This window comes from Nocardioides sp. NPDC059952 (assembly GCF_042730435.1).
Lineage (GTDB): Bacteria > Actinomycetota > Actinomycetes > Propionibacteriales > Nocardioidaceae > Nocardioides.
In genome coordinates this window covers 14,393-40,693 of record NZ_JBHWLY010000009.1, presented here as the reverse complement: position 1 = coordinate 40,693, position 26,301 = coordinate 14,393, and the positions used below count along the sequence as shown (strand labels likewise).

At 69.1% G+C, this 26,301-nt stretch carries 32 protein-coding genes; 26 read left to right on the top strand and 6 right to left on the bottom strand.

Annotated features, from left to right (window positions below; all coding sequences use genetic code 11):
• Nucleotides 1-129: 129 nt before the first annotated feature.
• Entirely contained in the window at nucleotides 130-570 is a 441-nt protein-coding gene (locus ACFV9G_RS06380; protein WP_378725933.1) for a VOC family protein, read from the bottom strand.
• A 97-nt stretch (nucleotides 571-667) separates the two neighbouring features.
• On the opposite strand from ACFV9G_RS06380, the gene ACFV9G_RS06375 reads away from it, so the two are divergent.
• Nucleotides 668-1,609, top strand: a complete 942-nt coding sequence (locus ACFV9G_RS06375; protein WP_378725931.1) for an endonuclease/exonuclease/phosphatase family protein — start codon at nucleotides 668-670, stop codon at nucleotides 1,607-1,609.
• Here ACFV9G_RS06375 and ACFV9G_RS06370 read toward each other — a convergent pair.
• Nucleotides 1,603-3,069, bottom strand: coding sequence for a SulP family inorganic anion transporter (locus tag ACFV9G_RS06370; RefSeq protein WP_378726090.1), 1,467 nt, complete (start codon nucleotides 3,067-3,069; stop codon nucleotides 1,603-1,605). The genes ACFV9G_RS06375 and ACFV9G_RS06370 overlap by 7 nt on opposite strands.
• Before the next feature lie 142 nt (nucleotides 3,070-3,211).
• On the opposite strand from ACFV9G_RS06370, the gene ACFV9G_RS06365 reads away from it, so the two are divergent.
• The 13 genes from ACFV9G_RS06365 to ACFV9G_RS06305 all read left to right on the top strand — a co-directional run bounded on the left by ACFV9G_RS06365 (nucleotide 3,212) and on the right by ACFV9G_RS06305 (nucleotide 16,201).
• Nucleotides 3,212-3,613: a MerR family transcriptional regulator gene (locus ACFV9G_RS06365; RefSeq protein WP_378725929.1), complete on the top strand. Its 402-nt coding sequence runs from the start codon at nucleotides 3,212-3,214 to the stop codon at nucleotides 3,611-3,613.
• Between the two features lie 81 nt (nucleotides 3,614-3,694).
• A complete protein-coding gene (pafA, locus tag ACFV9G_RS06360; RefSeq protein WP_378725927.1) occupies nucleotides 3,695-5,056 on the top strand; it encodes a Pup--protein ligase in 1,362 nt (453 codons plus the stop codon).
• A 99-nt stretch (nucleotides 5,057-5,155) separates the two neighbouring features.
• Entirely contained in the window at nucleotides 5,156-6,136 is a 981-nt protein-coding gene (locus tag ACFV9G_RS06355; protein ID WP_378725925.1) for an FKBP-type peptidyl-prolyl cis-trans isomerase, read from the top strand.
• Nucleotides 6,137-6,163: 27 nt separating this feature from the next.
• The gene (locus ACFV9G_RS06350; RefSeq protein WP_378725923.1) at nucleotides 6,164-7,147 is read left to right on the top strand and encodes a helix-turn-helix transcriptional regulator; all 984 of its coding nucleotides are present in this window, start codon (nucleotides 6,164-6,166) and stop codon (nucleotides 7,145-7,147) included.
• A complete protein-coding gene (locus tag ACFV9G_RS06345; RefSeq protein ID WP_378725921.1) occupies nucleotides 7,144-8,163 on the top strand; it encodes a helix-turn-helix transcriptional regulator in 1,020 nt (339 codons plus the stop codon). Before ACFV9G_RS06350 ends, ACFV9G_RS06345 begins: the two co-directional genes overlap by 4 nt.
• A gap of 39 nt (nucleotides 8,164-8,202) precedes the next feature.
• On the top strand, nucleotides 8,203-8,496 hold the full coding sequence (tatA, locus tag ACFV9G_RS06340) for a twin-arginine translocase TatA/TatE family subunit (RefSeq protein WP_141804833.1): 294 nt from the start codon (nucleotides 8,203-8,205) through the stop codon (nucleotides 8,494-8,496).
• An 8-nt stretch (nucleotides 8,497-8,504) separates the two neighbouring features.
• Entirely contained in the window at nucleotides 8,505-9,350 is an 846-nt protein-coding gene (tatC, locus tag ACFV9G_RS06335) for a twin-arginine translocase subunit TatC (protein WP_378725920.1), read from the top strand.
• Nucleotides 9,351-9,367: 17 nt separating this feature from the next.
• Nucleotides 9,368-10,282 carry a diacylglycerol kinase gene (locus ACFV9G_RS06330; protein ID WP_378725918.1) on the top strand — a complete coding sequence of 305 codons (915 nt, stop codon included), beginning with the start codon at nucleotides 9,368-9,370 and terminating at the stop codon, nucleotides 10,280-10,282.
• Between the two features lie 30 nt (nucleotides 10,283-10,312).
• On the top strand, nucleotides 10,313-13,093 hold the full coding sequence (locus ACFV9G_RS06325) for a DEAD/DEAH box helicase (protein WP_378725917.1): 2,781 nt from the start codon (nucleotides 10,313-10,315) through the stop codon (nucleotides 13,091-13,093).
• A 52-nt stretch (nucleotides 13,094-13,145) separates the two neighbouring features.
• Nucleotides 13,146-13,598: a PH domain-containing protein gene (locus ACFV9G_RS06320; RefSeq protein WP_378725915.1), complete on the top strand. Its 453-nt coding sequence runs from the start codon at nucleotides 13,146-13,148 to the stop codon at nucleotides 13,596-13,598.
• A gap of 38 nt (nucleotides 13,599-13,636) precedes the next feature.
• On the top strand, nucleotides 13,637-14,743 hold the full coding sequence (locus ACFV9G_RS06315) for a ferrochelatase (protein ID WP_378725913.1): 1,107 nt from the start codon (nucleotides 13,637-13,639) through the stop codon (nucleotides 14,741-14,743).
• Nucleotides 14,744-14,768: 25 nt separating this feature from the next.
• Nucleotides 14,769-15,644, top strand: a complete 876-nt coding sequence (locus tag ACFV9G_RS06310; RefSeq protein ID WP_378725911.1) for an inositol monophosphatase family protein — start codon at nucleotides 14,769-14,771, stop codon at nucleotides 15,642-15,644.
• A 266-nt stretch (nucleotides 15,645-15,910) separates the two neighbouring features.
• Entirely contained in the window at nucleotides 15,911-16,201 is a 291-nt protein-coding gene (locus ACFV9G_RS06305; RefSeq protein WP_378725909.1) for a DUF4193 domain-containing protein, read from the top strand.
• Nucleotides 16,202-16,363: 162 nt separating this feature from the next.
• On the opposite strand, the gene ACFV9G_RS06300 is transcribed toward ACFV9G_RS06305, so the two are convergent.
• The gene (locus ACFV9G_RS06300) at nucleotides 16,364-16,678 is read right to left on the bottom strand and encodes a DUF4235 domain-containing protein (protein WP_378725908.1); all 315 of its coding nucleotides are present in this window, start codon (nucleotides 16,676-16,678) and stop codon (nucleotides 16,364-16,366) included.
• Between the two features lie 35 nt (nucleotides 16,679-16,713).
• The gene (locus ACFV9G_RS06295; protein WP_378725906.1) at nucleotides 16,714-17,172 is read right to left on the bottom strand and encodes a DUF3093 domain-containing protein; all 459 of its coding nucleotides are present in this window, start codon (nucleotides 17,170-17,172) and stop codon (nucleotides 16,714-16,716) included.
• 73 nt (nucleotides 17,173-17,245) lie between these two features.
• On the opposite strand from ACFV9G_RS06295, the gene dut reads away from it, so the two are divergent.
• The 6 genes from dut to ACFV9G_RS06265 all read left to right on the top strand — a co-directional run bounded on the left by dut (nucleotide 17,246) and on the right by ACFV9G_RS06265 (nucleotide 21,630).
• Nucleotides 17,246-17,698, top strand: a complete 453-nt coding sequence (gene dut, locus ACFV9G_RS06290) for a dUTP diphosphatase (RefSeq protein WP_378725904.1) — start codon at nucleotides 17,246-17,248, stop codon at nucleotides 17,696-17,698.
• Nucleotides 17,699-17,750: 52 nt separating this feature from the next.
• Nucleotides 17,751-18,413, top strand: coding sequence for a DUF3710 domain-containing protein (locus tag ACFV9G_RS06285; RefSeq protein ID WP_378725902.1), 663 nt, complete (start codon nucleotides 17,751-17,753; stop codon nucleotides 18,411-18,413).
• A 7-nt stretch (nucleotides 18,414-18,420) separates the two neighbouring features.
• Nucleotides 18,421-18,792, top strand: coding sequence for an OB-fold nucleic acid binding domain-containing protein (locus ACFV9G_RS06280; protein ID WP_091041383.1), 372 nt, complete (start codon nucleotides 18,421-18,423; stop codon nucleotides 18,790-18,792).
• Nucleotides 18,793-18,803: 11 nt separating this feature from the next.
• Nucleotides 18,804-19,556 carry a DUF3159 domain-containing protein gene (locus tag ACFV9G_RS06275; RefSeq protein WP_378725899.1) on the top strand — a complete coding sequence of 251 codons (753 nt, stop codon included), beginning with the start codon at nucleotides 18,804-18,806 and terminating at the stop codon, nucleotides 19,554-19,556.
• A gap of 20 nt (nucleotides 19,557-19,576) precedes the next feature.
• A complete protein-coding gene (locus ACFV9G_RS06270; RefSeq protein WP_378725898.1) occupies nucleotides 19,577-20,101 on the top strand; it encodes a cell division protein FtsQ in 525 nt (174 codons plus the stop codon).
• Nucleotides 20,102-20,181: 80 nt separating this feature from the next.
• On the top strand, nucleotides 20,182-21,630 hold the full coding sequence (locus tag ACFV9G_RS06265) for a PepSY-associated TM helix domain-containing protein (protein WP_378725896.1): 1,449 nt from the start codon (nucleotides 20,182-20,184) through the stop codon (nucleotides 21,628-21,630).
• 1 nt (nucleotide 21,631) lies between these two features.
• On the opposite strand, the gene ACFV9G_RS06260 is transcribed toward ACFV9G_RS06265, so the two are convergent.
• The gene (locus ACFV9G_RS06260) at nucleotides 21,632-22,045 is read right to left on the bottom strand and encodes a Fur family transcriptional regulator (protein ID WP_378725894.1); all 414 of its coding nucleotides are present in this window, start codon (nucleotides 22,043-22,045) and stop codon (nucleotides 21,632-21,634) included.
• A 116-nt stretch (nucleotides 22,046-22,161) separates the two neighbouring features.
• Here ACFV9G_RS06260 and rpmB point away from each other — a divergent pair, with 116 nt between their 5' ends.
• The 5 genes from rpmB (at nucleotide 22,162) to ACFV9G_RS06235 (ending at nucleotide 24,992) form a co-directional block, all read left to right on the top strand.
• A complete protein-coding gene (gene rpmB, locus ACFV9G_RS06255) occupies nucleotides 22,162-22,398 on the top strand; it encodes a 50S ribosomal protein L28 (protein WP_378725892.1) in 237 nt (78 codons plus the stop codon).
• A complete protein-coding gene (gene rpsN, locus ACFV9G_RS06250) occupies nucleotides 22,398-22,703 on the top strand; it encodes a 30S ribosomal protein S14 (RefSeq protein WP_378725890.1) in 306 nt (101 codons plus the stop codon). The genes rpmB and rpsN overlap by 1 nt, the downstream gene beginning before the upstream one ends.
• A 74-nt stretch (nucleotides 22,704-22,777) precedes the next feature.
• A complete protein-coding gene (locus ACFV9G_RS06245; protein WP_378725888.1) occupies nucleotides 22,778-23,764 on the top strand; it encodes a permease in 987 nt (328 codons plus the stop codon).
• On the top strand, nucleotides 23,761-24,465 hold the full coding sequence (locus ACFV9G_RS06240) for a TIGR03943 family putative permease subunit (RefSeq protein ID WP_378725886.1): 705 nt from the start codon (nucleotides 23,761-23,763) through the stop codon (nucleotides 24,463-24,465). The genes ACFV9G_RS06245 and ACFV9G_RS06240 overlap by 4 nt, the downstream gene beginning before the upstream one ends.
• Nucleotides 24,465-24,992, top strand: coding sequence for a hypothetical protein (locus ACFV9G_RS06235; RefSeq protein WP_378725884.1), 528 nt, complete (start codon nucleotides 24,465-24,467; stop codon nucleotides 24,990-24,992). Before ACFV9G_RS06240 ends, ACFV9G_RS06235 begins: the two co-directional genes overlap by 1 nt.
• On the opposite strand, the gene ACFV9G_RS06230 is transcribed toward ACFV9G_RS06235, so the two are convergent.
• Entirely contained in the window at nucleotides 24,967-25,362 is a 396-nt protein-coding gene (locus ACFV9G_RS06230) for a hypothetical protein (RefSeq protein ID WP_378725882.1), read from the bottom strand. The genes ACFV9G_RS06235 and ACFV9G_RS06230 overlap by 26 nt on opposite strands.
• A 180-nt stretch (nucleotides 25,363-25,542) precedes the next feature.
• On the opposite strand from ACFV9G_RS06230, the gene ACFV9G_RS06225 reads away from it, so the two are divergent.
• On the top strand, nucleotides 25,543-26,280 hold the full coding sequence (locus ACFV9G_RS06225; RefSeq protein WP_378725880.1) for a LuxR C-terminal-related transcriptional regulator: 738 nt from the start codon (nucleotides 25,543-25,545) through the stop codon (nucleotides 26,278-26,280).
• The last annotated feature ends 21 nt before the right edge of the window (nucleotides 26,281-26,301 follow it).

Genomic DNA, 26,301 nt, shown 5'->3' with positions numbered 1-26,301 from the left:
CCCGGCGGCCCCGCGGGGCCTCCGCCTCGGGGCCCACCACCTGCCCCCCGCGTTGCGGTTTTGCCCCCTAGGGGGGGTGGTGGGGGGTCACCAGGTGACCCCAGCACTCCCACGTTCCGTATTCGGAGCTCAGCCGATCCGGTCGGAGAGCGAGACGACGATGCCCTCCGGGCCGCGGACGTACGCCATCCGCACGATGTTCTCGTGCACTCCGACGCCTCCGACGAGCCCGTAGCCGTCCGCGGCCAGCCGCTCCAGCTCCGCGTCGAGGTCGTCGACCTCGAAGCAGACGTTGCGCAGGCCCAGCTCGTTGGCCATCGCTCCGGGCGAGCCCGGGGTGTGGTCGGGGCGGACGAAACGGGCCAGCTCGAGGGCGGTGCCGCCACCAGGCGGCCGCAGCATCACGACCTCGCAGCGGGCTCCGGGGATCCCGCACACCGTGTCGATGAACTCGCCCTCCACGAACGTACGGCCCTCGATCTCCAGGCCGAGGCCGACGAAGAACTCCGTGGCCGTGTCGATGTCGGCGACGGTGACGCCGATGTGGTCGAACCGCAGCTGCTGTGTCATGACTCTCATCCTCGTGCTCGTCGGGTGTCTCTGCCCGGTGAACGAGGCCGGGAGGCCGTTCTCTACATCCCAGGGTGGTTGGTTAGGGTCGCTGTCCGTGGAGGTCGAGGGGTCGCCGTGGCGACGAGGGAGGCTGCTCGCGCTCATCGCGGTGCTGCTCGCGGTGGTGATCGGGCTGCACGGGCTGGTGCCCAACCGCTGGGGCAACCTGGGTTCGCTGGTCGCGACGTTCCTGCCGTGGCTCGTCCTGGCGGTTCCGGTGCTGATCCTTGCAGCGGTCCTACGGCGGTCGGCCCTCGCCGCGCTGCTCGCGCTGACCCCGCTCGCCGCCTGGTTGGGTGTGTTCGGCCCTCAGCTGATGCCCGCCGAGCCGGCGGCGTACGACCTCACGGTCGTGCAGCACAACGTCGCCGACGACAACCACGATGTCGAGGGGACCGTCGAGATCCTGCTGGCCGAGGATCCTGACATCGTGGCGCTCGAGGAGCTCACCTCGGAGAACCTCCCGCGCTACGAGGCTGCGCTGGGCCAGAGGTTCGAGCATCACACGACCCAGGGCACCGTCGGGCTCTGGTCGCGTCACCCGATCTCGGAGCGTACCCGGGTCGACATCCGTCCCGCGGGCATCGAGGCGTCCTGGGACCGATGCCTGCGAGCGGTCGTCCAGACCCCGGAGGGCGAGGTGACCGTCTATGTGGCGCACCTTCCCTCCGTCCGGCTGGGCCCGCGCGGGCTCGCGGCGAACAGCCGCAACCGGAGCGCCGAGCTGCTGGCCGAGGCGATCGCCGAGGACCCGGCGCGGGAGGTGCTGCTGGCCGGCGACCTCAACGGGAACCTGATGGATCCGGGGCTCGCCCCGCTCACCGATCAGGTCTCGCGCGAGGAGCACGGCTTCCGGTTCACCTTCCCCTCGGCGTTGCCCGTCGTGCAGCTCGACCATGTCCTCGCGCGTGGTGCCGAGGTGACGGAGCTGAAGGTGCTCCCACGGTCCGGCAGCGACCATCTGCCGGTGGTGGCGTACGTGTCGCTGGGTCAGTGACCGGAGAGCTGTCCGGTCAGCCGCTCGTGCCGGTCGGCGCTGGACCGGTTCAGACCGACGATGCGTACGGACTTGTTCTTGGCCTCGTACTTGTGGGTGATCGCGTCGAGGGTCGCGACCGTGGAGGCGTCCCAGATGTGGGAGTCGGAGAGGTCGATGACGATCTCGTCGGGGTCATCGGCGTACTCGAACTGGGTGTAGAGGTCGTTGCTCGAGGCGAAGAAGAGCTCGCCGGAGACCCGGTAGACGGCCTTCACGCCGCCATCGGCGTCCTCCACGAGCTCTCGGTGCGTCTCGGTCAGATGCGCGACACGGCGCGCGAACAGAGTCATCGCGACCAGAACCCCGACGATGACACCGATCGCGAGGTTGTGGGTCGCGACGGTGAACGCGACGGTCGTGAGCATCACCGCCGTCTCCGAGAGCGGCATCCGCCGCAGGGTGGCGGGCCGGACCGAGTGCCAGTCGAAGGCGCTGACCGAGACCATGATCATCACCGCGACCAGGGCGGCCATCGGGATCAGCGCCACGGTGTCGCCGAACCCGACGACGAGGATGAGCAGGAAGAGGCCGGCGAGGAAGGTGGACAGGCGCGTACGGGCGCCGGAGACCTTGACGTTGATCATCGTCTGGCCGACCACCGCGCAGCCGCCCATGCCACCGAAGAGGCCGGTGATCAGGTTCGCGAGGCCCTGAGCGCCGGCCTCGCGGGTCTTGTCGGAGTGGGTGTCGGTGATGTCGTCGACGAGCTTGGCGGTCATCAACGACTCGAGCAGGCCGACCAGAGCCATGCCCAGGGCGTACGGGGCGATGATCTGCAGCGTGTCGAGGCTGAGAGGTACGTCGGGGAGGAACCAGGTCGGCAGGCTGTCGGGCAGATCGCCCTGGTCACCGACGTTCGGCACGTCGACCGCGCCGAGGACGGTGAAGGCGGTGAGTGCGACGATCGCGACCAGCGGCGCCGGGATCACCTTGTTGATCCGCGGGAACCCCACGATGACGGCGATGCCGACGGCGATCATCGGGTAGACGGCCCAGGGCACGTCGACCATGTGGACGATCTGCGCCTGGAGGACGAGGATCGCGAGCGCGTTCACGAAGCCGACCATCACCGAGCGGGGGAGGAAGCGCGTCAGCCGGGCCACCCCGGCCAGCGCCAGGCCGATCTGGATCAGACCGCCCAGGAGCACCGTCGCGATCAGGTAGTCATAGCCGTGGTCCCGCATCACCGGCGCGATCACCAGCGCGACCGCGCCGGTGGCCGCCGAGATCATCGCCGGTCTCCCGCCCAGGAACGAGATCGCCACCGCCATCGTGAACGAGGCGAACAGCCCGACCCGCGGGTCGACCCCGGCGATGATCGAGAACGAGATCGCCTCGGGGATCAGCGCGAGCGCGACGACGAGACCCGCCAGCACCTCCGTACGCAGCAGGCGCGGTGAGCGCAGCGCGGCGAGCACGGTGGGCTGCCCGGAGGTGGCCAGGGGTGAAGGCACTGAGGACGGTCCGATCGGTCGCGGCTGGCAGGATGGGCAGGACGAGAGAACGGTACTCTCACGTAACGTAAGGGTTGGCGTCGTCGACCGTGTGAGAAGGGACACCATGACGCGCAGTGCTGCCCCCGAAGGGGCGATGCAGATCGGCGAGGTCGCTGCGCGCACCGAGTTGTCGCTGCGCAGCCTTCGGCACTGGGAGGAGGTCGGCCTGCTGAGTCCCTCGGGGCGCAGCGAGGGCGGCTTCCGGCTCTACACCGAGGATGACGTCGACAAGATCCTGGTGATCCGCCGGATGAAGCCCCTCGGCTTCAGCCTCGAGGAGATGAAGGCGGTCATGGTCGACATCGAGATCCTGCGAGGGTCCGCGCCCGACCCTGGCGACGCCACCGCGGCTCGCGAGCGCCTCGCCGCGGTCCGCGCAGAGGCCGGCGTACGCCGCGAGAAGCTGGAACGACAGCTGGGGATGGCGGACGAGTTCATCGCGATTCTCAGGCGCGAGCTGCACTGACGTTCCGGAGGGTGGTCCGCCCCGCCGTGTCGTACCTCTGAACGCCTCCGGAGTGACCGCCGACCGTCTAGGGTTTCAAGTATGGACAGGCGCATCTTCGGCATCGAGAACGAGTACGGCGTGACCTGCACGTTCCGCGGCCAGCGGCGGCTGAGCCCGGACGAGGTGGCCCGCTATCTCTTCCGCAAGGTGGTGAGCTGGGGCCGCAGCTCGAACGTGTTCCTCCGCAACGGCGCGAGGCTCTACCTCGACGTCGGCTCCCACCCCGAGTACGCCACGCCCGAGTGCGACGACGTGATCTCGGTCGTCACCCACGACAAGGCGGGGGAGCGGATCCTGGAGGGGCTGCTCCTCGACGCCGAGCAGCGGCTGCACGACGAGGGCATCGCCGGCGACATCTATCTGTTCAAGAACAACACCGACTCGGCCGGCAACTCCTACGGCTGCCACGAGAACTACATGGTCAGCCGCGCCGGGGAGTTCTCCAAGCTCGCCGACGTGCTCATCCCGTTCCTGGTCACCCGTCAGCTCATCGTCGGCGCCGGCAAGGTCACCCACACCCCGCGGGGTGCCGGCTTCGCGGTCTCTCAGCGTGCCGAGCACATCTGGGAGGGCGTCTCCTCGGCGACGACACGGTCCCGGCCGATCATCAACACCCGCGACGAGCCGCACGCGGACGCCGAGAAGTACCGGCGACTCCACGTCATCGTCGGTGACTCGAACATGTCCGAGACCACCACGATGCTCAAGATCGCGAGCTGCCACCTGGTGCTGCGGATGATCGAGGAGGGCGTCGTCCTGCGCGACATGACGATGGAGAACCCGATCCGCGCCATTCGCGAGATCGCCCACGACCTCACCGGCCGCCGCAAGGTGCGACTGGCCAACGGCCGCGAGGCCAGCGCGCTGGACATCCAGAACGAATACCTGTCCAAGGCGCGCGAGTTCGTCGACCGCCGCGAGATCACCGACCCGACCATGCTCGCCTCCCTCGACCTGTGGGAGCGCGGCCTGAAGGCAATCGAGTCCGACGACCTCTCCCTGGTCGACCGCGAGATCGACTGGGTGATCAAGTGGAAGCTGATCGACCGCTACCGCGCCAAGCACGGCATCCCGCTGGGCCACGCGCGCGTCGCCCAGCTCGACCTCGCCTACCACGACATCCACCGCAACCGCGGCCTCTACTACCTGCTGGAGAAGAAGGGCGCGGTCAAGCGGGCGACCACCGACCTGAAGATCTTCGAGGCCAAGTCGGTGCCGCCTCAGACGACGCGAGCAAGGCTCCGCGGTGAGTTCATCAAGAAGGCCCAGGAGCGTCGCCGCGACTTCACCGTCGACTGGGTCCACCTCAAGCTCAACGACCAGGCCCAGCGCACCGTGCTGTGCAAGGACCCGCTCAAGGCGTACGACGAGCGCGTCCAGCGGCTCATCGACGGCATGTGAGGCTCCTGCCGGGGTGGCTTCGCCGCGGGCTAACCACCGGGCGGATATGGTGTGCTCCGCTGTCGTCTGTCTCTATTTCACGTCACGAAGGTTTGCACTGTGCCCACTGCTCCTCGGCCTCGTCTGCGCCACGCGCTGAGCGCGCTGGCCGTCACCCTGCTCATCCCGGCTCTGGTCGCCTGCGGCGGCGAAGAGAAGACGGGGTACGGCGACGAGACCGTCTCCGGCTTCGACGGCGTCACGGTCTCGGCCGCGGTCGACAAGGCGCCCACGCTGAAGTGGGAGTCCGCGATCGCCTACCCCAAGGACCCCAAGGTCAAGACGTTGACCGAGGGCGAGGGTGAGGAGATCCCGGAGGGTCGCGGCGTGTTCGCCAAGATCTACATCGGCAACGCCACCACCCTGGACAAGGACTGGGCCTACGAGAGCCAGGCCGCCGAGGGTGAGGAGCTCCCGGCGGACAAGCCGTGGAGCACCATCTTGAAGGGTGCCAAGGTCGGCGACCGGATCGAGGCCATCGTCGGCTCGGCCGACCTGCTCGGCGAGGGCGGCAACCCGCAGATGGGCATCGGCAACCACGACACGCTGCTGGTCGTCGTCGACGTGGTCAAGGCCGCCGCCGACAAGACGCCGCACGACGTCGACGCCTCCGAGCTCCCCAAGGTCGTCGAGAAGAACGGCAAGCCGACCGGCTTCGACTTCACCGGCATCGCCAAGCCGAAGGCCGACGACGGGCTCAAGCGAGTCATCGTCACCGAGGGCGACGGCGAGGAGATCACCACCGACCAGACGGTCACCGCCAACTACCTCGGCATGACCTACGGCGCCAAGAAGCCCTTCGACGAGAGCTTCAGCAAGGAGGCCGTGCCGTTCGCCCTCAACCAGGTGGTCGCGGGCTGGACCAACGGCCTGGAGGGCGTCAAGGTCGGCAGCCGTGTTCTGCTGCAGATCCCGCCGGAGCTGGGCTACGGTGCTGAGGACAAGCCGGGCCAGGGCGGCACGCCGGGCATCCCTGCCAACAGCACGCTCTACTTCGTCATCGACGTCGTCAAGGCCGAAGCCACCGCGGCGACGCCGTAGCAGAGTCTCTAGGGGGAGAAACACACCGTGGCGGCGGGTAAGACCGAGCGGTTGATGAACCTGCTCATCATGCTGCTCGTGCAGCGTGACAACGTGTCGAAGGAGCGGATCCGCGAGGTCCTCTACCCGTCGTCCCACGGTGAGGCGTTCGAGAAGATGTTCGAGCGCGACAAGGAAGAGCTGCGCAGCCTCGGTGTGCCGATCGAGACCGGCGTGATCGACTCCTTCTTCGAGGACGAGATCGGCTACCGGGTCAGTCCCGAGCAGTTCGCGCTGCCGCCGATCACCCTCGAGGCCGACGAGCTCGCGGTGGTCGCCCTGGCCACCAAGGTCTGGGAGAACGCCTCGATGGCGGAGGCGACCACGGAGGCCGTACGCAAGCTCAACGCCGCCGGGCTCGAGACCGACGTCTCGGCGCTGGAGATCGTCCAGCCGCGCCTGGCCGCGGAGGAGGGCTCCTTCGACGTCTTCGTGGCCGCGACCCAGGACCGGCAGGTCGTCGAGTTCGACTACCGCGGGTCACGGGCCGCCGAGCCGTCCCATCGGCGGCTGCAGCCGTGGGGCGTGGTGCGCTACTCGGGCCGCTGGTACGCCGTCGGCCATGACGTCGACCGCGACGACACCCGCATCTTCCGGCTCTCCCGCGTCCTGGGGGAGGCTCGGGCGGTCGGCGACTTCGATGCCTTCGAGGTCCCGGCAGAGGTGGACGTACGCGATATCGCACGAACCCTGGCGCCGGCGCCGCCGACGGGGAAGGCCGTCCTGCTGCTGCGGCAGGGGAGCGGCTACACGCTGCGCAGGGCCGCCGACTCCACCGAGCCCGGGGTGACCGGTCCCGATGGCAGCGACGACTGGGACCGCGTGGTGCTGACCCGGGTGCCCGCCGACCTGGTCGGGGCGGTGCTGGGGCACGGCCCCGACGCCTACGTCGAGGAGCCCGAGGACCTGCGCCGCGAGGTCGGGGCCCGGCTCGAGCGGCTGGTCGCGCGCCTGGACGGAGCCGACCGATGAGCGCCGCCGGGGCGAACGCGACGGGGGCCAAGGGGCAGGTGGGACGGCTCCTGACACTGGTGCCCTACCTCTACTCCCAGATCGAGGACGTACGCCTCGACAAGGCCGCCGCCGACCTCGGCGTCGAGGAGAAGCAGCTGGTCAAGGACCTGCAGGTGCTCTTCATGTGCGGTCTGCCCGGCGGCTACCCCGACGACCTGATCGACGTCGACATCGACGCCTTGACCGAGCCCGACGGTGACCGGGTCATCCGGATCTCCAACGCCGACTACCTCGACCGCCAGCTGCGGCTCACCCCGATCGAGGCCACCGCCGTGATCGTCGCGCTGCGCGCGCTGCGGGGCGGAGCTGTGGCTGCCGAGACCAAGGAGGTCGTCGACCGCACGCTCGCCAAGCTCGAGCAGGCGGCCGCCGAGGGCGCCGCGGCGCAGGTCGACCCCGGCGAGGAGCCGGTCGACACCTCGCTCGTCCAGATCCATGCCGCGATCGCGACCGCGATCGACCAGGGCCGACAGGTACGCATCGACTACTGGGTCCCGGCGCGCGACGAGGAGTCGTCCCGCGTCGTCGACCCCCGCGCCCTGGTCTCGATCCGCGACATCGAGTATCTCGATGCCTGGTGCCACACCGCCGAGGCGCCGCGCAGCTTCCGTCTCGACCGGATCAGGGGTGCCGAGGTGCTCGATACGCCGATCGTGGCCGCTCCGGAGGCGGGTGACGGAGCACGCCTCGACGACGAGAGCGGGTCGGTGCTGCGTACCGACTCGGGCACGGTGGTCCGGGTGCGACTGTCTCCGGAGGCTCGCTGGGTCGGCGAATACTATGCGGTGCTCGACCCGGTGGAGGTGCCGGGCGGCGGGCTCGAGGTGGGGCTGCGGGTCTACGACCAGCGCTGGCTCACCCGGTTGCTGCTGCGGCTGGCTCCCCATGCTGAGGTCCTCGACGAGCAAACGTTCACCGAATCGTTTGCCGCGTCTGCGCGACAGGCTCTCGGCCTGTACCGTACGGACGCGTAGACTTCTGACGTTCCCCCTAAGACGTAGATGAGGTAGTTCATGTTCACTCCATTGATCGGTATGCCGCAGGGAGCCGAGTGGCTCATCATCTTGGCGATCGTGATCCTCGTCTTCGGTGCCGCCAAGCTTCCTGAGCTCGCTCGCGGCACCGGCCAGGCGCTGCGCATCTTCAAGACCGAGACCAAGGGTCTTCGCGACGAGGACGAGAAGGAGAAGGGCGACAAGGCCGAGAAGCCGGCCGAGCTGACCGCCTCCGAGCAGGAGCGGATCGCCGAGCTCGAGCGTCGTGAGGCCGAGATCAAGGCCGAGCGCGAGCGCCTCTCCGGCAACTGAGGTCCACCTTGTCCATCGCTGGTGTTGTCGCGATCTTCAGCGGCGCCCCCAAGCACCCCATCGGCGACGACGGCCGGATGGCTCTCTCCGACCACCTGCGCGAGCTGCGCGGGCGGGTGATCAAGGCATCCTTGGCCCTAGTCGTCGGGTTCGTCGTCGCGCTGTTCTTCTTCGAGCAGCTCTTCGATCTGGTCATGGCCCCTTACCTCGAGGCCGTCAAGATGATGGACCGAGAGGGCGGAGCCGCCTCGCTGAGCTCCGTCAACGGTGCCGCGGGTGGCTTCATGCTCTACCTGAAGCTGTGCGGCCTGGCCGCGTTGATCGGCACCGCGCCGATCTGGCTCTACCAGATCTGGGCGTTCCTGGTGCCGGGGCTGCACGCGAACGAGAAGAAGATGTCGAGGATCTTCGTGGCCGTCGCCGGCCCGCTCTTCCTCGCCGGTGTCGTGCTGGGCTACGTCACCCTGCCCAAGGGCCTTGAGATCCTGTTCGCCTTCGTCCCCGACGGCCTGACCAACATCGTCGAGTTCAGCGAATACCTCAGCTTCTTGAGCCGTACGCTGCTGGTCTTCGGCATCGCCTTCGAGATCCCGGTCTTCGTGATCATGCTCAACCGCATCGGCGTGCTGCCAGGCGCGGCGCTGGCGAAGTACCGGGCATGGATCATCGTCGGCTCCTTCGTCTTCGCCGCCGTCGCGACCCCGTCCGGCGATCCGTTCACGATGACGATCATGGCCGGGCCGATGGTCGTCCTCTTCGGGGTCTCCGAGGTCATCGCTCGGACACACGACAGACGGAAGGCCAGCAAGCGCAAGGACATGATCGGGGATCCGGACGTCCCGTCGGTGATCTGACCACTAGTCTTCACGACGTGACGCGCCAGATCGCCCTGCTCGCCAACCCCACCGCCGGCCGCGGCAACGCCGACCAGATCCTCGATGCGGTCACCGCGAGGCTGTCAGCCTCGGGGGCCGTGGTCGAGCACCTGATCGGCGACGACGCCGAGCACGCTCTGGAGCTGGCCCGGAAGGCGGTCGCGGATGGGTTCGACACGGTCGTGAGCCTCGGCGGCGACGGCATGGTCCACGTCGCCGTCCAGGCGCTGGCCGGCACCGAGGTCGGTCTCGGCGTCGTCCCGCTCGGGACCGGCAACGACTTCGCGCGGACGCTCGGGATCCCGGCCGGCGACCCGCTGGCGGCGGCCGACGTCGTCCTACGCAACCACCCCCGTCGCATCGACCTCGGCCGGACTGCACGCACCGCCTCGGGCTCCGCTTCGGCCGGGGACTCCTGGTTCGCAACGGTCCTGGCGGCCGGCTTCGACGCAGCGGTCAACGAGCGGGCCAACGCGATGAGGTGGCCCCACGGCGATCTCCGCTACACGCTCGCCGCGCTGTCGGTGATCCGCAGCTGGAAGCCGGTGCCCTACCGGCTCGAGATCGACGGTGTCGTGCGTGAGCAGGAGGCGATGCTGCTCGCGATCGCCAACACCGAGTCGTACGGCGGAGGTCTGCGGATCGCGGCGGAGTGCGACCCCACCGACGGGCTGCTGGACGCCATCCTCATCAAGCCGGTCTCACGGCTGGAGTTCCTGCGCGTCTTCCCGGGCGTACGCCAGGCCAAGCACCTCACTCATCCGGCCTTCGAGCGCATCCGTGCCCGCCGGATCAAGGCCTCCGCTCCTGGCGTGATCGCCTACAGCGACGGGGAGCGCCTCGGGCCGCTGCCGCTCGACGTCGAGTGCGTGCCGTCCGCTCTCGGCGTACTCGTGCCGCCGCCGTCCTGATTGTCGGTGTCGGTCGATAGGCTCGGCACCATGGACGCCTCGCCAGCGGAGAAGTACGCCGCGTATCAGCGTGACAAGGGCTACCCCGTCTTCCGGGACTTCGCCTCGCTCTACGACTTCGGGCTCGACGACTTCCAGATCGAGGCGTGCAAGGAGATCGAGGAAGGCAAGGGCGTCCTGGTCGCCGCACCGACCGGGTCGGGCAAGACGATCGTCGGTGAGTTCGCGATCCACCTGGCGCTCGCGACCGGTCGCAAGGCGTTCTACACGACGCCGATCAAGGCGCTCTCCAACCAGAAGTACAACGACCTCGTCAAGCGCTACGGCCCCGACCAGGTCGGCCTGCTGACCGGCGACAACGTCGTCAACGGCGAGGCGCCGGTCGTGGTGATGACCACCGAGGTGCTGCGCAACATGCTCTACGCGGGCTCGCAGACCCTGATGGGCCTCGGGTTCGTGGTGATGGACGAGGTCCACTACCTCGCCGACCGCTCCCGCGGCGCGGTCTGGGAGGAGGTCATCATCCACCTGCCCGAGTCGGTCTCGGTCGTCTCGCTGAGCGCCACCGTCTCCAACGCCGAGGAGTTCGGCGAGTGGCTCACCACGGTGCGTGGCGAGACCACCACGATCATCGAGGAGAAGCGGCCGGTGCCGCTCTACCAGCACGTGATGGCCGGGCGCCGGATCTTGGACCTGTTCGCCTCCTCCGACGTCGACGCGGCGGCCGGGTTCGTCAAGGAGGGCGCCCCGGTCAACGGCGAGCTGATGAGGCTGGCGCGCGACGACTGGGCGGCCGGACGGATGACGGACCGGCGTACGCCCAAGGACAAGCGCAAGGGCAACGGAAACCGGCGCGTGGGCAACGGGCGGCGCGTCTGGATCCCGTCGCGCGTGGAGGTCATCACCGCGTTGCAGCGGGACAACCTGCTGCCGGCGATCAACTTCGTCTTCTCCCGGGTCGGCTGCGACGCCGCGGTCCAGCAGTGCATCCAGGCCAACCTGCGGCTGACCACGCCCGATGAGCGCGACGAGATCTTCGCCTACGTCGAGGAGGCCTGCGCAGACCTGCCCGACGAGGACCGCCACGTCCTCGGCTACCACGACTGGATCGACGGCCTGACCCGCGGCGTCGCCGCCCACCACGCCGGGCTGCTGCCGGCCTTCAAGCAGGTCGTCGAGGAGCTGTTCCTGCGCGGCCTGGTGAAGGCCGTCTTCGCCACCGAGACGCTCGCGCTGGGCATCAACATGCCCGCCCGGACGGTGGTCATCGAGAAGCTCTCGAAGTGGAACGGCGAGGCCCACGTCAACCTCTCGCCAGGTGAATACACCCAGCTCGTCGGCCGTGCCGGCCGCCGTGGCCTCGATGTCGAGGGCCACGGCGTCGTGCTCTGGCAGCAGGGGCTCAACCCGCGTGAGCTGGCCGGCCTCGCCTCGACGCGCACCTATCCGCTGCGCTCGAGCTTCAGGCCGTCCTACAACATGGCGGTCAACCTGGTGCACCAGTTCGGGCGGGCACGCTCGCGCGAGCTGCTGGAGCAGTCGTTCGCGCAGTTCCAGGCCGACAAGGCGGTCGTCGGGCTGGCCCGTCAGGTGCGCAAAGCCGAGGACGCCATGGAGGGCTACCAGGAGGCGGCGACCTGCGAGAAGGGCGACTTCATGGCGTACGCCGCGATCCGCCGCAAGATCTCCGACGTCGAGAAGTCCTCCTCCCGCGAGCGGCGTGCCGACCGTCGCGAGGAGATCATCGAGTCGCTCTCGAAGCTGAAGATCGGTGACGTGATCGACGTGCCGACCGGCAAGTTCGCCGGCTATGCCGTGATCGTCGACCCGGGCTTCGACCCGGACGGGCCGCGTCCCTACGTGATCACCCAGGACCGGCAGGCCCGCCGCCTGGCGATGATGGACTTCAACGTGCCGATCGCCGCCCAGACCCGGCTGCGGGTGCCGAAGTCGTTCAACGGCCGCAACCCGCAGATGCGCCGCGACATGGCCTCCCGGCTCCGGGAGAAGACCCTCGACCTCCGCCCGGTGCCCTACGAGGGCTCGCCGACCGCCCGCAAGGAGCGCAAGAGCTCGGCGGAGACCCAGATCTCCGAGCTGCGCCGCGAGCTGAAGATGCACCCCTGCCACGACTGCCCCGACCGCGAGGACCATGCCCGCTGGGCCGAGCGCTGGTTCAAGCTCTCGCGTGACACCGACACGCTGCGACGCCGGGTGGAGGCGCGTACGAACACGGTCGCGCGCACCTTCGACCGGGTCTGCGAGGTGCTGGTCGCCCTCGACTACCTCGAGGGCGAGACGGTCACCGAGCGTGGCACCCACCTGATGCGGCTCTACTCCGAGATGGACCTGGTCGCCGCCGAGGCGCTCCGTGAGGGCCTGTGGGACGACCTGACCCCCTCCGAGCTCGCCGCCGCCCTCTCGGTCCTGGTCTACGAGGCCCGTCGCGCCGATGACGCCACCCCGCCCCGCCTCCCCGGCGGCCGGGTCAAGGACGTCATCGCCGAGACCGTGCGGCTGTGGGGTCAGCTCGACGCCCTCGAGCGCGACCACAAGCTCGACTTCCTCCGCCAACCCGACCTCGGCTTCGCCTGGGCCGCCTACCGCTGGGCCGAGGGCGACGACCTCGACGACGTCCTCGAGGTCGTCGAGCTCGCCGCCGGCGACTTCGTACGCTGGATGAAGCAGCTCATCGACATGTGCGGCCAGGTCGCCGACGCCGCCGGCGACGTCCCCCTGCGTCGTACGGCCCGGCAGACCATGGATCTGCTCAAGCGGGGTGTCGTGGCGTACTCCTCGGTGGTGGAGTAGCCCGTTGCGCTGTTTCCGCCCGCGGCGGTCCAGGTGTCGCTAGTTTTCCGACGTGGAAGAGAGTGAGTCGGCCTTCGCTTACGTCGGGCGGACCTGGATCGTTGTCACGGCAGCGAGCGTGATTCTCGGTCTTGGAACATTGGCGGCCCTCTTTGCGGTGGTCCAGGGCGTGGTCTCCGGCCTCGCCTACGGGGTTGTCGTCGCGGTGGCCGCTGTGCTTGCTGCCGCGCTTCTGTACGGGTATCGAGCCCGGTTGACCGCGACTGCTGACGGCCTTGTCGTCGCCGCGCCGTTCGGGCGGCGTACGGTGCCCTGGGCCGCCATCTCGGACGTCGACCTCACCTTCGACGGCTCGTTCGTGGTCTGCCGCGACGAGGAGCGGAGGATCTGCCTCGTGATGGCATCGTCTGCTTGGTATCCGAGGTCCAGCCAACGTCGTCGAGACGACAACGAGGCGTTGGTATACATGCTGCGCTTCGCCCTGGCTGACGATGCAGGTTGGTGAAATCGTCACTTCTCAGGAAACGCAAATAGACTGCTGAGGTGGATGTGACTCCGTACGATGCTCTGCTGTTCGTCTCTTTCGGGGGGCCGGAGAAGACCGAGGACGTGGTGCCGTTCCTGGAGAACGTGACCCGGGGACGGGGGATCCCGCGGGAGCGGCTGGTCGAGGTCGGGCAGCACTACTTCGATCGGGGCGGGAAGTCGCCGATCAACGACCAGAACCGGGCCTTCCTGGCGGCGCTGCGTAGCGACCTCGCGGAGCACGGGATAGATCTTCCGGTCTACTGGGGCAACCGCAACTGGGACCCCTACCTGAGCGACACGCTCGCGCAGATGCGCGCCGACGGGATCAAGCGGGCCGCGGTCTTCGCGACCAGCGCCTACTCGTCCTACTCCTCGTGCCGGCAGTATCGCGAGAACCTCTTCGAGGCATGCGACAAGAGCGGCGAGGTCGAGAGCGCCCCGGTGCTCGACAAGCTGCGGCGCTACTACAACCACCCCGGCTTCGTGGCGCCGGTCGTCGACGGCGTGCTCGCGTCTCTCCAGGACCTGCCCGAGGACGAGCGCGACGGGGCGCGGATCCTCTTCGTGACCCACTCGATCCCGACCTCGATGAACGACAACGCCGGCCCTGACGGCAATGCGTACGTCGCCCAGCACCTCGACGTCGCCGCGGTGATCGCCGAGCAGGTGGCCGAGGCGCGCGGCGTCGCGCACGAGTGGGATCTCGTCTACTGCAGCCGCTCCGGGGCACCGCACATCCCGTGGCTCGAGCCGGACGTGAACGACCACCTCGAGGCGCTGGCGGAGAAGGGCACGTCGGCCGTGGTGATGTGCCCGGTCGGCTTCGTCTCCGACCACATGGAGGTCGTCTACGACCTCGACACCGAGGCGATGGACACCGCCGAGAAGCTCGGGATCCACGCCCGCCGCAGCGCGACGGCCGGAGAGGACCCGCGCTTCGTGGCTGCCGTACGCGACCTGCTCCTCGAGCGCGCCGCTGCAGAGCGTGGTGAGGCCCCTGAGCGGCCTACCGTCGGTGACCTGGGCCCCGGGCCCGACCGCTGTCCCGCGGGCTGCTGCTTCAACCAGCGTTCGCAGCTGCCGACGCTGTCGGGGGAGGACTCGCCCCAGTACTCCGAGTGATCGGCCGCGGCATAGGGTCGGCTTCATGACAGAGGATCCGTCGCCGGCTCAGCCCGCCCCGCAGCGCCCAACTCCTAAGGCCGGAGACCTGCTCGCGCTCGCGGTGGCGACCGCCCGTGCGGCCGCCGATCTCGTCCGCGAGCGGGCCGCCGGCGTGGTCGAGGTCGCGGCCACGAAGTCCACCGCGACCGATGTGGTCACCGAGGCCGACCGGGACACCGAGGCGCTGATCCGGCGGCTGATCTCCCAGGAGCGTCCGGAGGACGCCTTCTTCGGCGAGGAGGGCGAGGAGACGATGGGCACCAGCGGCGTGCGCTGGATCGTCGACCCGATCGACGGCACCGTCAACTTCCTCTACGGCCTGCCGAGCTACGCGGTCTCGATCGCGGCCGAGTACGCCGGCGAGGTCGTCGCCGGAGCCGTCGTGGACGTGCCCCGCGGCACCCTCTACGCCGCCTTCCGGCAGCCGGACGGATCGGTCGCCGCGGTCAAGGACGGCGAACCCATCGGCGTACGTCAGCCCGCCGAGCTGGGGCAGCGGCTGATCGCCACAGGCTTCTCCTACGACGCCGAGCTCCGCCGGGTTCAGGCCGAAGCGTTGGTCCGTTTGCTCCCGGTCGTACGTGACGTTCGTCGCATCGGCTCGGCGGCCCTGGACATCTGCGGGGTGGCTGAGGGGACCCTCGACGGCTACCTCGAGGAAGGACTGCATCTGTGGGACCACGCCGCGGCCGGTCTGGTGGCGGAGGCCGCTGGTGCTCGTTGGGAGGCGACGACCGGCATCAGCGGTCGCCGGTTCGTGATCGTCGCACCAGCCCATGGCTACGATGAACTACGGAAAGCGGCTGTTCAGGCGGGTTTTCTGCCAGTTGACTCGCTCCCGGGTGTCGTACCCGACTGAAAGCCGCTGGTTGATGTAGATCTATGACCGGCTGGCGGCCGGGAAGGTCCCGGAGCCCCGTCGGCTTCAGCCGCGTTCACCCACCCGAAACTCGCTGATCATCTTTTCCCGTGATAGGGAATACCGCCAGGTGACAGAACGTTTCGGCGACGCGGATCCGGTTGAGTGTGCGAAATCCACGTTGATGGTGCACAATCACGGGCCGTGCCGCTGCCCTCGGGGGCGCGCGGGGGGAATGAAGATGAGTGAGAAGGGGAGTGGCGCATATGGCGACGGACTACGACGCACCGCGTAAAAATGAAGAGGACCAGTCCGAGGAGAGCATCGAAGAGCTCAAGGCTCGTCGTCATGACAAGAACTCGGGCAAGGTCGATGAGGACGAGGCCGAGGCGGCCGAGTCGTTCGAGCTCCCGGGAGCCGATCTCAGCCACGAGGAGCTCGCGGTCGAGGTCAAGCCGAAGCAGGAGGACGAGTTCACCTGTATGAGCTGCTTCCTGGTCCACCACCGCAGCCAGCTGGCTGACGAGAAGAGAATGATTTGCTTCGACTGTGCGTAAGCAGAGTCAAAAGCGCCGAGTCGGCGCGTTTGTATAGCTTGCGCTAGCAAGCGCTCTGTACAAACGCGCCGACTCGGCGAAAGCTCGGCGCAAGCCGGTCAGACAAGCAAAAGGCCGCACGGAAGATCCGTGCGGCCTCCTGCTATCTCAGGTGATCCTGCTTCAGGACTCGTCCTTCTCCAGCTGCTTGGGCAGCCGCCCGACCGACTTCACGTAGTAGTTCGCCGCACGCCGCTGGGCGAACATCCGCGCGAGCGCGACGGTGGCGCCGGTCGCAGCCGACCAGAGCACGGCCTCCACGAGGCGTACGTCGGGGTCGGCGGGGTTGGCCGGTGGCTTGCGCCCGGTGGACGCCTTCCAGCCGGTGGAGAGGACCTTGTTGGTGACCTTGGCGGCCCCGATTCCGCTGACGAGGGCCATGATTGCCCAGACCTTGTCAGCCTTGTCGGCTTTGTCAGCCTTGGTGGACTTGGACATGTCTCGAGCCTAGGCCATGGCCGGCGGGTTGCCGCTCAGAGACTCGCTCGGAGGGCGTTGACCGTCTTCGCGAGCGCGACCGGGTGGCGGGTGAAGAGCAGCCAGTAGGGCGCCGGGTCGGCCGGGTCGTCGATGGCGACCCGCACCGCGCGCTTGAGGTAGGGACGAAGAAGCAGGTACGCCCTGGCGTCGGCGTCTCGCCCCGCCAGGTGATGCGCCTCGGTCTCGTCGAGAGCGACCGCCTCGCCGAGGAAGCGTGCCTCGATCCGGGCGGGCCCGGCGCGCAGGACGCCGTCGGCGATCGTGATCCTGGCGTTGCCGAAGACGATCATGGCGAGCGCGAACAGGCCGCCGATCGCCGCGGTGATGCCCCAGGCGAGCGCGGCCGGTACCCACAGGATGACCGCGATCCACAGGGTCGCCAGGAACATCACGCCCTGGACCCACCACCGCAGCGGCACGGTCAGTCGCTCGTCGTACGCCGGGGTGCTCACGGTTCGTGAGTTTTTCACGTCGGTCAAGCCAGTCACGAATCGGGTGAGCCGTCAAGCATCTAAGGTGCGGGTTGTGTCTGATCTCGAAGTTGCCCTGGTCCGTCTCGACGCCGAGCTGCCGCCACCTGCCTACGCCCACCCGGGCGATGCCGGAGCCGACCTGCGGACGACCGTGGACGTGACCCTGAAGCCGGGGGAGCGCGCCCTGGTGCCGACCGGCATCGCGATGGCGCTGCCGCAGGGGTACGTCGGCTTGGTGCACCCGCGCTCCGGCCTGGCCGCCAAGCATGGGCTGTCCATCGTCAACGCCCCCGGCACCGTCGACGCCGGCTATCGCGGCGAGGTGAAGGTGGCGCTGATCAACCTCGACCCTGTCGAGGCGATCGAGCTGCGCCGCGGTGACCGGGTCGCCCAGCTGGTGATCCAGCGTGTCGAGCAGGCTCGTTTCATCGAGGTCTCCGAGTTGCCCGACTCCGTTCGTGGAGACGGGGGATACGGTTCTACAGGGGGCTTCTCCAACCGCTGAGGGATCAGTGTTAGATAGGTCTCCTCAGAGAGTCACCGCAACCTGAAAGCAGATGGTCGTGAAGTTCCGTCGCAAGTCCACGCCCTCCCACCGGGGAGAGCCATCTGCACCGGTCGAGGACGGGCCGATGGCCCCCGAGCGGCCGGTGCCGGCGGCGCCCGAGGTCGGGCCGTTCGACATCGACTCCGTCCCCGACGGGCTGATCACCGGCGACTGGGTCGACCTGGGTTCGATGATGCTCGCCCCTGCGCCGGGCAAGGAGTTGCGCCTGCAGGTGGACGAGAAGTCCGGGCAGATCGCGGCCGTGATGCTGACCGCCGAGGACGGCGCCATGGAGCTGCGCGCCTTCGCCGCGCCCCGCAACGGCGACCTGTGGACCGAGTCGCTGCCGATGCTGCGCGACGACGTCCAGCAGCGTGGTGGCGCGACCGCCGACCTGGCGGGCCCGTGGGGCACCGAGCTGATCACCCAGATGAAGGTCAAGCTGCCCGACGGGCAGCCGGCCGTCCAGCAGACTCGCATCATTGGCGTCAACGGCCCGCGCTGGATGCTGCGCGCCACCATGATGGGCCGCCCCGCGATGGAGCCGACCGCCGGCAAGGAGTGGGAGAAGCTCCTCGAGCGGGTCGTCGTGCGCCGCGGTGAGGGGGCCAAGCCCAAGGGCGAGGCGCTCGAGGTGAAGCTGCCGCCCAACGCGCGTCGCGTGGAGAAGTGAGCCAGTAGTGTCCAAGGGCCGGTTGCGCGCGAAGCTCAGTGAGTGGGCAAACACCGCCTCGATCGACGCGAGCGAGATCCGGGCGGCGCACGTCGCCAAGGATGTCGCCTCGATCGCCGACGCGCCCGACCGTGAGCCCGTGCGACTGCGGGGGACGTTGCGTACGATCACGCTGCGGCCCCGCGGCGGAGTCCCGGCGCTGGAGGCCGAGCTGTTCGACGGCTCCGGCACCCTGACGCTCATCTGGCTGGGACGTCGGCGCATCGCCGGGATCAGCCCGGGCCGATCCCTGCAGGTGCAGGGCCGTATCGGCCGCACCAATGGCCAACGCATCATGTTCAACCCACGCTACGAGCTGATACCGGACCCCAACGAGTGAGCCAACCACACGTGAGCCCCACCTCTGAGACCCCCGCCGACGACGGCCAGGGCGGCGAGCACGACCACAACCATCCGACGGTCGACACCGTCGAGGCGGTCGTACGCCGCCAGATGTCCGCCGGGCTGGGAGGCGTGCGCGGGATGCTCGAGGCCGGCGTCCCCGGCCTCGTCTTCACCATCGCCTGGCTGGTGTTCAAGGACCTCAAGGTCGCGCTGATCGCCTCGGCCGCGACCGCGGCGGTCTTTCTGCTGGTCCGGCTCGTGCAGCGCTCGAGCCTGCAGTACGTCGGCAACGCCATCTTCGGCATCCTCATCGGCTTCGCGGTGGTGCGGCTGGCCCAGTCCATGGGCGGCACGGCCGAGGAGCAGGCGCTGGCCTACTTCCTGCCCGGCATCCTGATCAGCCTCGCCTACACCGTCGTGGTCGGCGGTCTGTGCCTGATCGGCTGGCCGATCTTCGGCTTCTTCATCGGCGTCGCCAGCGGCGATCCGCTCGAGTGGCACCAGGACAAGCAGATCGTGAAGCTGTGCTCGCGGCTGACCTGGCTGTTCCTGGCTCCCGGGGCGATCGGCGCCGCCATCCAGGGCCCGATCTGGTTCCTTGCCTGGAGTGGTGCGATCGACCGCGACTGGGCGATCCTCGCTCTCGGCATCCTCCGCACCGGCCTCGGCTGGGTGCTGCGGATCGCCTGCTACGGCACCATGATCTGGCTCCTCGCCCGCAACCACACGCCGGTCCAGGGCCGCCCCCAGGACGCCTGAGCCGGATGGAGCTCCGGGTGGTGAGGCCGACGCGTGGAAGCGTGTGGCTCTCCCTGCTCGCCACGCTCGAGATCATGACCGGTGCGGCCCTTGCCCACCTGGCCGCGGGCGGCACGCTGCCGAGCGCGGGCTGGCTTGCCGCCGCGGCCCTGGCCGTCTTCGGCACCGGTGTCGTGGTGCTGCAGCGCCGGGTCGGTCTGTTGGCCGGTGCCGTCCTGGCAGGCCTGTCCCAGCTGGGTCTCCACGAGGTGTTCGCGGCGTTCGCCGCGGCCCCCGGCACCGAGCACCACCACGCTGTCGGCAGCTCGCTCGGTTCCGCCGACGGCGCCGCGATGCTCCTGGCCCACGCCTGCGCCGCGGTGCTCTCGGTCGTCGTCTGGGTGCTGCACCGCAGAGCCCTCGCCGTGGCCGTACGCCGCCTCCCGATCCCACGGGTCGCGCCCGCCGGCCGCCTCCTCGCCGAGGTCCGGCAGTTCGTCCCTCGACCGGCCCTGTGGGCCCATGTCTCTCCGCGAAGGGGACCGCCGAGGCCGGCCGGCCTCTGACGTCCCACACGCAAGCACCACCGGGTGACCCCCGGTGGTGGTCGTGCGTACCCCCGAGTTCGCGAGAAGAGAAGCATCGGATGACTGTTCCCACCCAACTCCATACCGAGACGGCCGAGAAGGCCGAGACGCCGAGCGAGCCACAGGCAGACCATCAGGTCGGCTGGTGGCCGACGATCCGCCCGCTCGTACTCCGGCTGCACTTCTACGCCGGGGTGCTCGTCGCCCCGTTCATCCTGGTCGCCTCGGTGACCGGGCTGCTCTACACGATCGCCCCGCAGGTCGAGCAGATCGCCTATCACGACCTGACGCATGTGACCCCGGCAGGCGGGACGGTCCCGCTCGCCGAGCAGGTCGCCGCCGCCCGGTCGAGCCACCCCGACGGCGAGATCCTCCGGGTCGACGTCCCGGAGGCCGCCGACCGCAGCACCCGGGTGGTCTTCACCGACGAGAGCGTCCCGGCCGACTACGCGATGTCGGTCTTCGTCAACCCCTACACCGCGGGCGTGGAGGGCCAGGTACGCAGCTACGGACAGTGGCTCGGCTTCCGGGCGTGGCTCGACGAGCTGCACCGCAACCTCCACCTGGGCGCCTTCGGCCGGCACTACAGCGAGCTGGCCGCCAGCTGGCTGTGGGTGGTCGCCCTGGGCGGCCTGATGCTGTGGTTCGGCCGGCGGCGCAGTGACCGGCGGCTCCGCCGGCTGGCCGTCCCCGACAGGGAGGCCACCGGACGTTCTCGGGTGATGTCCTGGCACGCCGTCATCGGCGTCTGGCTGCTGCTGGGCGTGCTGGCCCTCTCGGTCTCCGGGCTGACCTGGTCACGCTTCGCCGGTGCGAACATCGGCGAGGTGCGTACGGCACTGTCATGGACCGAACCCACGCCGGCCACGTCGTTGCAGACCGACGCAGCGGCGGCCGAGCACGCCCACCACGGCTCGTCCGGCGCCGCCGGGTCCGACGACCCGGATGCGGTCTTCTCCGAGGGCGCCGGCATCGACGGCGTACTCGACGCCGCGCGGGAGGCCGGCCTGGGTGACCCGCTCTACCTGGTGCCGCCGGCCGAGCCGGGCAGCGCCTGGACGGCCGCCGAGAACAAGCGCGACTGGCCGACCCGCTACGACGCGATCAGCGTCGACCCGAAGACCGGTGAGATGGTGGACCGGGTCGACTTCGCCGACTGGCCGCTGATGGCCAAGCTGACCGACTGGGTCATCGGCGCGCACATGGGCATCCTGTTCGGCGTCCTCAACCAGCTGGCACTGGCGGCGCTGGCGCTCGGGCTGATCCTCGCCACCGTGCTCGGCTACCGGATGTGGTGGCTGCGGCGGCCCCGAGGCGCTCGCGGCCCGAGGTTCGGGCGGCCCGCCCCGCGCGGCGCCTGGCGGCGTCTGTCCTGGCCGGCCCTGGTGGCCCTCGTCGCGACCACCGCGGTGGTCGGCTGGTTCGTCCCGATGCTGGGGGTGACCCTGGTCGGGTTCCTCGTGGTCGACGCCGCGATCGGCGTGGCGCGCGGCCGCAGTCGCGGCTGAGTCAGGAGGCGGCGCAGGCGGCGCAGAGGCCGAAGATCTCCACGGTGTGGTTGACGTCGGTGAAGCCGTTCTGCGCCGCCACCTTGTCGGCCCAGGTCTCCACGGCCGGGCCCTCGATCTCCACGGCTTTCCCGCAGCCGCGGCAGACCAGGTGGTGGTGATGGGTCGTGGAGGCGTCACCGCACAGCCGGTAGGTGGACTCACCGTCGGGCTTGTGGATCACGTCGGCGAGCCCGTCGTCGACGAAGATCTGCAGGTGGCGGTAGACCGTGGAGAGGCCGATCTTCTCGCCGTTGGCGCGCAGCGTGGCGTAGACGTCCTGAGCGCTGCGGAAGGTGTCCTCGGCGGCGAGAGCCTCCTTCACCGCGGCGCCCTGGTTGGTTGCGCGCCGCTTGACCTGCTGGGTTGGTGCCATGAGCGCCATGTTAGTCGGTATCGGTATGGATCCCGTGCCCAGCAGGGCGGTCGATGCCACGGCGTGAGACGCCTGTGTCATAATGGGAACGATTCCCAATAAGACGAAAGGCTGCCATGCCACGCACGTGTCAGGTCACCGGAGCCCGCCCCGGCTTCGGCAACAACCGCCCCTGGTCCAAGAAGGCGACCCGGCGACGCTGGGAGGTGAACCTGCAGAAGAAGACCTACTACGTCCCGAGCCTGGGCCGGAAGGTCACGCTGCGGCTCAGCACCAACGCGATCAAGCGGATCGACGTACGCGGCATCGACGCCGTCGTCGCCGAGATGCTCGCCCGAGGGGAGAGGGTCTGATGGCCAAGAAGTCCAAGATCGCGGCCGAGGCCAAGCGCCGCGACATCGTGGAGCGGTACGCAGCACGCCGTGCGGAGATCAAGGAGCGCATCCGCACCTCCGAGCCGGGCTCGGCCGAGCAGGCCGAGGCGGTCCGTGCCCTGTCGCGCCTTCCGCGCGACTCCTCTCCCGTGCGGTTGCGGAACCGCGACCAGGTCGACGGCCGCCCGCGGGGCTATCTGCGCAAGGCGGGAGTGTCCCGGATCCGGTTCCGTGAGCTCGCGCACAAGGGGCATCTGCCGGGGATCACCAAGTCCAGCTGGTGAGTTCCTAACGAGAATCGTTCCGAGTCGGCGAGGCGTAACCCAGCCGTCGTCGGCCTGTGCTAAACACACGCTCCATGAGTACGAAGACCCCGGTGCGGGCGGCCGAGAAGCCTGGTTTCAGGCTGGGGCAGACAGAGGTAGTGGCGATCGTCCTGCTCGTCATCCTGCTCTCCCAGCGCTGGCTGCTGCCGCTGCTGGACCACGACCTGTTCAACACCTGGGGAACCATCTTCGTCGCCATCGTGGTGCAGTCGGCTCCGTTCCTGCTCGGTGGCGTGCTGCTCAGCGCCGTCATCTCGACCTTCCTCTCGGAGAAGGCGCTGAGCAAGATCGTGCCCAAGAGCCCTGCCCTCGGTGTCCCGGTCGCCGGCCTGGCCGGGATCGGGCTGCCGGGCTGCGAGTGCGCCGCGGTGCCGGTGACCAACTCACTGATCCGCCGCGGAGTGGCGCCCGCGGTCGCGCTGACGTTCCTGCTGGCCGCGCCCGCGGTCAACCCGGCGGTGCTCGTCTCGACCGCGGTCGCCTTCCCGGGGCAGCCGGTGATGGTGCTGGCGCGCTTCCTGGCGTCGCTGATCACGGCGGTGGCGGTCGGCTGGATCATGCTCGCCCGCGGCAAGCTGCTGCTCGAGCGGCTGGCCAACCTGGGCCGCGACGAGCACGCCCACGACAGGTCGTTCCTCGGCAACGTCAGCCACGACTTCCTGCACGCCTCCGGCTTCCTGGTGCTGGGCGCCATGCTTGCCGCGGCGGTCAACACCTTCGTACCCCGCTCGGTGGTCAACACCGTCGCGGGCCAGGCGGTGCTCGGGATCGCCACCCTGGCGCTGTTCGCGTTCATCGTGGCGCTCTGCTCGGAGTCCGACGCCTTCGTGGCCGCCTCGTTCACCGCCTTCTCCGACACCGCCAAGCTGGTCTTCCTCGTCGTCGGCCCGGCGATGGACATCAAGCTCGCCTCGATGGAGGCCGGCCAGTTCGGCACGGGCTTCGCGCTTCGCTTCGTACCCTTGGTGATCATCACGGCGGTCGCCTCCGCCGTCGGCATCGGATGGTGGCTCCTGTGACACGGACTACTCAGGCCCTGGTCCTCGGCTTCCTCGGCGCCGTCCTGCTGCGGCTCGCGCTCGGTGAGGGCTATCTGAGGTACGTCACCGGCTGGATGAAGTGGCCGCTGGTCGCCACCGGTGTGGTGCTGCTCGGGCTGACCCTGTGGATGCTGCTGCGTCCCGCCCCTGGCGAGCACGACGGCGACCACGACGACGCCCACGGCCACAAGGTCCCGGCGATGACCTGGCTCGCGATCGTGCCCGGCGTGATCGTGTTCGTCGCCAGCCCGCCCTCCCTGGGCGCCTACCTCGCCGAGCGGCGTGCCGACGACCCGGTCGCGGCGGCCCCTGATGCCGAGATCCTGCCGCTGCCCGCCTCCGACGGGCCGGTCGACGTCGAGGTCGCCGAGTTCATGTGGCGTGCCGGGGTCGAGGACGGCTCGACGATCAAGGACCGCGACGTACGCCTCACCGGCTTCGTCAGCACCGACGATGCCGGCAACTGGTACGTCACCCGCATCGCGATCGCCTGCTGCGCCGCCGACGCGAGCGCGTCCCGGGTGCGGGTGGAGGACTACGACGAAGCCCCTGAGCGCGACTCCTGGGTCGCGGTCACCGGACGCTGGGTCGAGGGCACCGCCCCGGGCGGCAAGTCGGAGACGGCCATCGAGGCAGCCGCCGTCGAGCCGCGCGAGGCGCCGGCCAACACCTACCAGTGATGGGTGATCCGAGACGCTCCGGCAACCCCGCCCGGCGAGCGCAGGCGCAGCGCGAACCGACCTGGCGCGACCGGCTCCCGCACCCGCCGCGCGCGCTCGTCCTCGGCGTGCTGATCGCGGTCGCGATCGGCGTCGTCGTGCTCACCCGCGACCTCGGCGGCCCCGATGCTCCAGAGGCCTCCGCCCCGTCCGGGCCGGCGTCCTCGGCCGCTCCGGTCGCCGCGGGACCGGTCGCGTCCCTGGAGGAGTTCTGCGGCGCCGTACAGACCATGGCGAACGCCCATGCCACCCAGATGGCGACCCCGAACGACGAGAACGAGACGGCGCTTGGCCTGGCCGCGACGGGCCTGCAGTCGATGGGCGTCCCGGAAGGTACGCCGGCGGCCGCCGTGGAGGGCGTGCGGATGATGATCGAGGACGCCCTGCGTACCGGACGCGGCCAGGACCCGCTCGAGCGCAGCGACGCCCAGAACCTCGCCTACGAGCGTCTCGGTGAGTTCCTCACCGAGAGCTGCGGCGCGGCTTAGGTGCACCCTGCCATCGGGTTGATAGCAGCCGGCTGATGAGGAGATCGTCACTCCCCGAGGGGTCAACGTCGTACTCGATGTGTGCGCGCACCTGGGTCCGGTCGGATCGTGTCCACCCGCGGCCGTCCGCGTAGTCGATCATCGCGTTGAAATCGGTCCTCCACTGTTCGTCGGTCGGTCCGCACTCACTCAAGGCAGCGACCTCGAGCCAGGCATGGTCCAGTTCGGCGCACTCGCCCCAGGCTCCTTCTCGAAGGCCAGCGTCAAGCGTGTCCAGGCTCATCGAAGCGGGCGCCCTGACGCTCAACGCAGTCAGGGCGTGGACATCGAGCACCTCCACGCGGCCATCGATGCTCACCTCGAGCTTCATGTGACTTCCCCTCCCGATTGACGGCACTGGCGTTCGAACCGTAGAAGTGCTCGGGTCGAAGGCGGCAGTCCACGAAAGTGGACATTGGGTGTCCCGCCGGCGCCGCTCCGTTGACCCGCGGGGAGGGGAGACGTAGCGTGACTTCGCTAGTGAGGTCCGTCACAAGACAGGAGTCTGGGGGTGGCTGGTGTTCGCGTGCCCGCAGGAGAGGTCGAGCGCATTGAGCGCTCCCTTGAGATCTGCCGTCGTGCAACGACAGTGGACCATCTACGCACTCTCCTGATGGAAGCGCTGTGCGAGGTCTACGGTTACCCGAACACGACCTTTCTGTCCGGAGACACGTTCCGCCGGGCGTTCAGTGACCCCGAACCAGTCACAACCGGCCGGATAACCCCCATCCTCGACGAGTACCAAGCACGGTGGCGTCAAGACGACATGTTCTCCCTGCCTCGAAGCTACGCGCTGCTCAAGACAGAGCCAGCCCTGAGCTCCGAGCAGCTCTTTGGGATGCCCACGCCCGCACGGGAGTACATGAACGGCTTCCTGAACCGCCATGGTCTGCGCAGCGCCTCTGTGCTCCACATCGACCTGCCGGCCCGGTGGCACGGTTTGGTCGGCATCTTCGACGACGAAGGCAAGCAGCCGACGCGTTGGACGTTGGCCGGCCTCGCCACTTTGGCCGAGAAGCTGAGCGACTTCGCGGTGACGCTCCCGACTTCGCGGCGCCATCGCTGGGATGCGAAGCTCTCGCCACGGTTGCGGGAAGTCGCCGACATGGTGATCGAAGGCTTCACGAACGAGGAGATCTCCCAAGCGCTGGTGCTGTCCCCAGAAAGCGTCAAGACGTACGTCAGCCGTGTGCTGACCGCCACCGAGACTCGCAACCGGTCCGAGCTCGTCCGCGTCGCCAGCAACTGACCTGGCATGTGGGCGTCTCCG

Excerpts from the sequence above, each read along its gene's own strand:
- ACFV9G_RS06380 (WP_378725933.1), bottom strand. The coding sequence starts at position 570 with ATGACACAGCAGCTGCGGTTCGACCACATCGGCGTCACCGTCGCCGAC.
- ACFV9G_RS06365 (WP_378725929.1), top strand. The coding sequence starts at position 3,212 with ATGACGCGCAGTGCTGCCCCCGAAGGGGCGATGCAGATCGGCGAGGTC.
- pafA (WP_378725927.1), top strand. The coding sequence starts at position 3,695 with ATGGACAGGCGCATCTTCGGCATCGAGAACGAGTACGGCGTGACCTGC.
- ACFV9G_RS06345 (WP_378725921.1), top strand. The coding sequence starts at position 7,144 with ATGAGCGCCGCCGGGGCGAACGCGACGGGGGCCAAGGGGCAGGTGGGA.
- tatA (WP_141804833.1), top strand. The coding sequence starts at position 8,203 with ATGTTCACTCCATTGATCGGTATGCCGCAGGGAGCCGAGTGGCTCATC.
- ACFV9G_RS06325 (WP_378725917.1), top strand. The coding sequence starts at position 10,313 with ATGGACGCCTCGCCAGCGGAGAAGTACGCCGCGTATCAGCGTGACAAG.
- ACFV9G_RS06310 (WP_378725911.1), top strand. The coding sequence starts at position 14,769 with ATGACAGAGGATCCGTCGCCGGCTCAGCCCGCCCCGCAGCGCCCAACT.
- ACFV9G_RS06305 (WP_378725909.1), top strand. The coding sequence starts at position 15,911 with ATGGCGACGGACTACGACGCACCGCGTAAAAATGAAGAGGACCAGTCC.
- ACFV9G_RS06300 (WP_378725908.1), bottom strand. The coding sequence starts at position 16,678 with ATGTCCAAGTCCACCAAGGCTGACAAAGCCGACAAGGCTGACAAGGTC.
- ACFV9G_RS06285 (WP_378725902.1), top strand. The coding sequence starts at position 17,751 with ATGGTCGTGAAGTTCCGTCGCAAGTCCACGCCCTCCCACCGGGGAGAG.
- ACFV9G_RS06265 (WP_378725896.1), top strand. The coding sequence starts at position 20,182 with ATGACTGTTCCCACCCAACTCCATACCGAGACGGCCGAGAAGGCCGAG.
- ACFV9G_RS06260 (WP_378725894.1), bottom strand. The coding sequence starts at position 22,045 with ATGGCACCAACCCAGCAGGTCAAGCGGCGCGCAACCAACCAGGGCGCC.
- rpmB (WP_378725892.1), top strand. The coding sequence starts at position 22,162 with ATGCCACGCACGTGTCAGGTCACCGGAGCCCGCCCCGGCTTCGGCAAC.
- rpsN (WP_378725890.1), top strand. The coding sequence starts at position 22,398 with ATGGCCAAGAAGTCCAAGATCGCGGCCGAGGCCAAGCGCCGCGACATC.
- ACFV9G_RS06245 (WP_378725888.1), top strand. The coding sequence starts at position 22,778 with ATGAGTACGAAGACCCCGGTGCGGGCGGCCGAGAAGCCTGGTTTCAGG.
- ACFV9G_RS06235 (WP_378725884.1), top strand. The coding sequence starts at position 24,465 with ATGGGTGATCCGAGACGCTCCGGCAACCCCGCCCGGCGAGCGCAGGCG.
- ACFV9G_RS06230 (WP_378725882.1), bottom strand. The coding sequence starts at position 25,362 with ATGAAGCTCGAGGTGAGCATCGATGGCCGCGTGGAGGTGCTCGATGTC.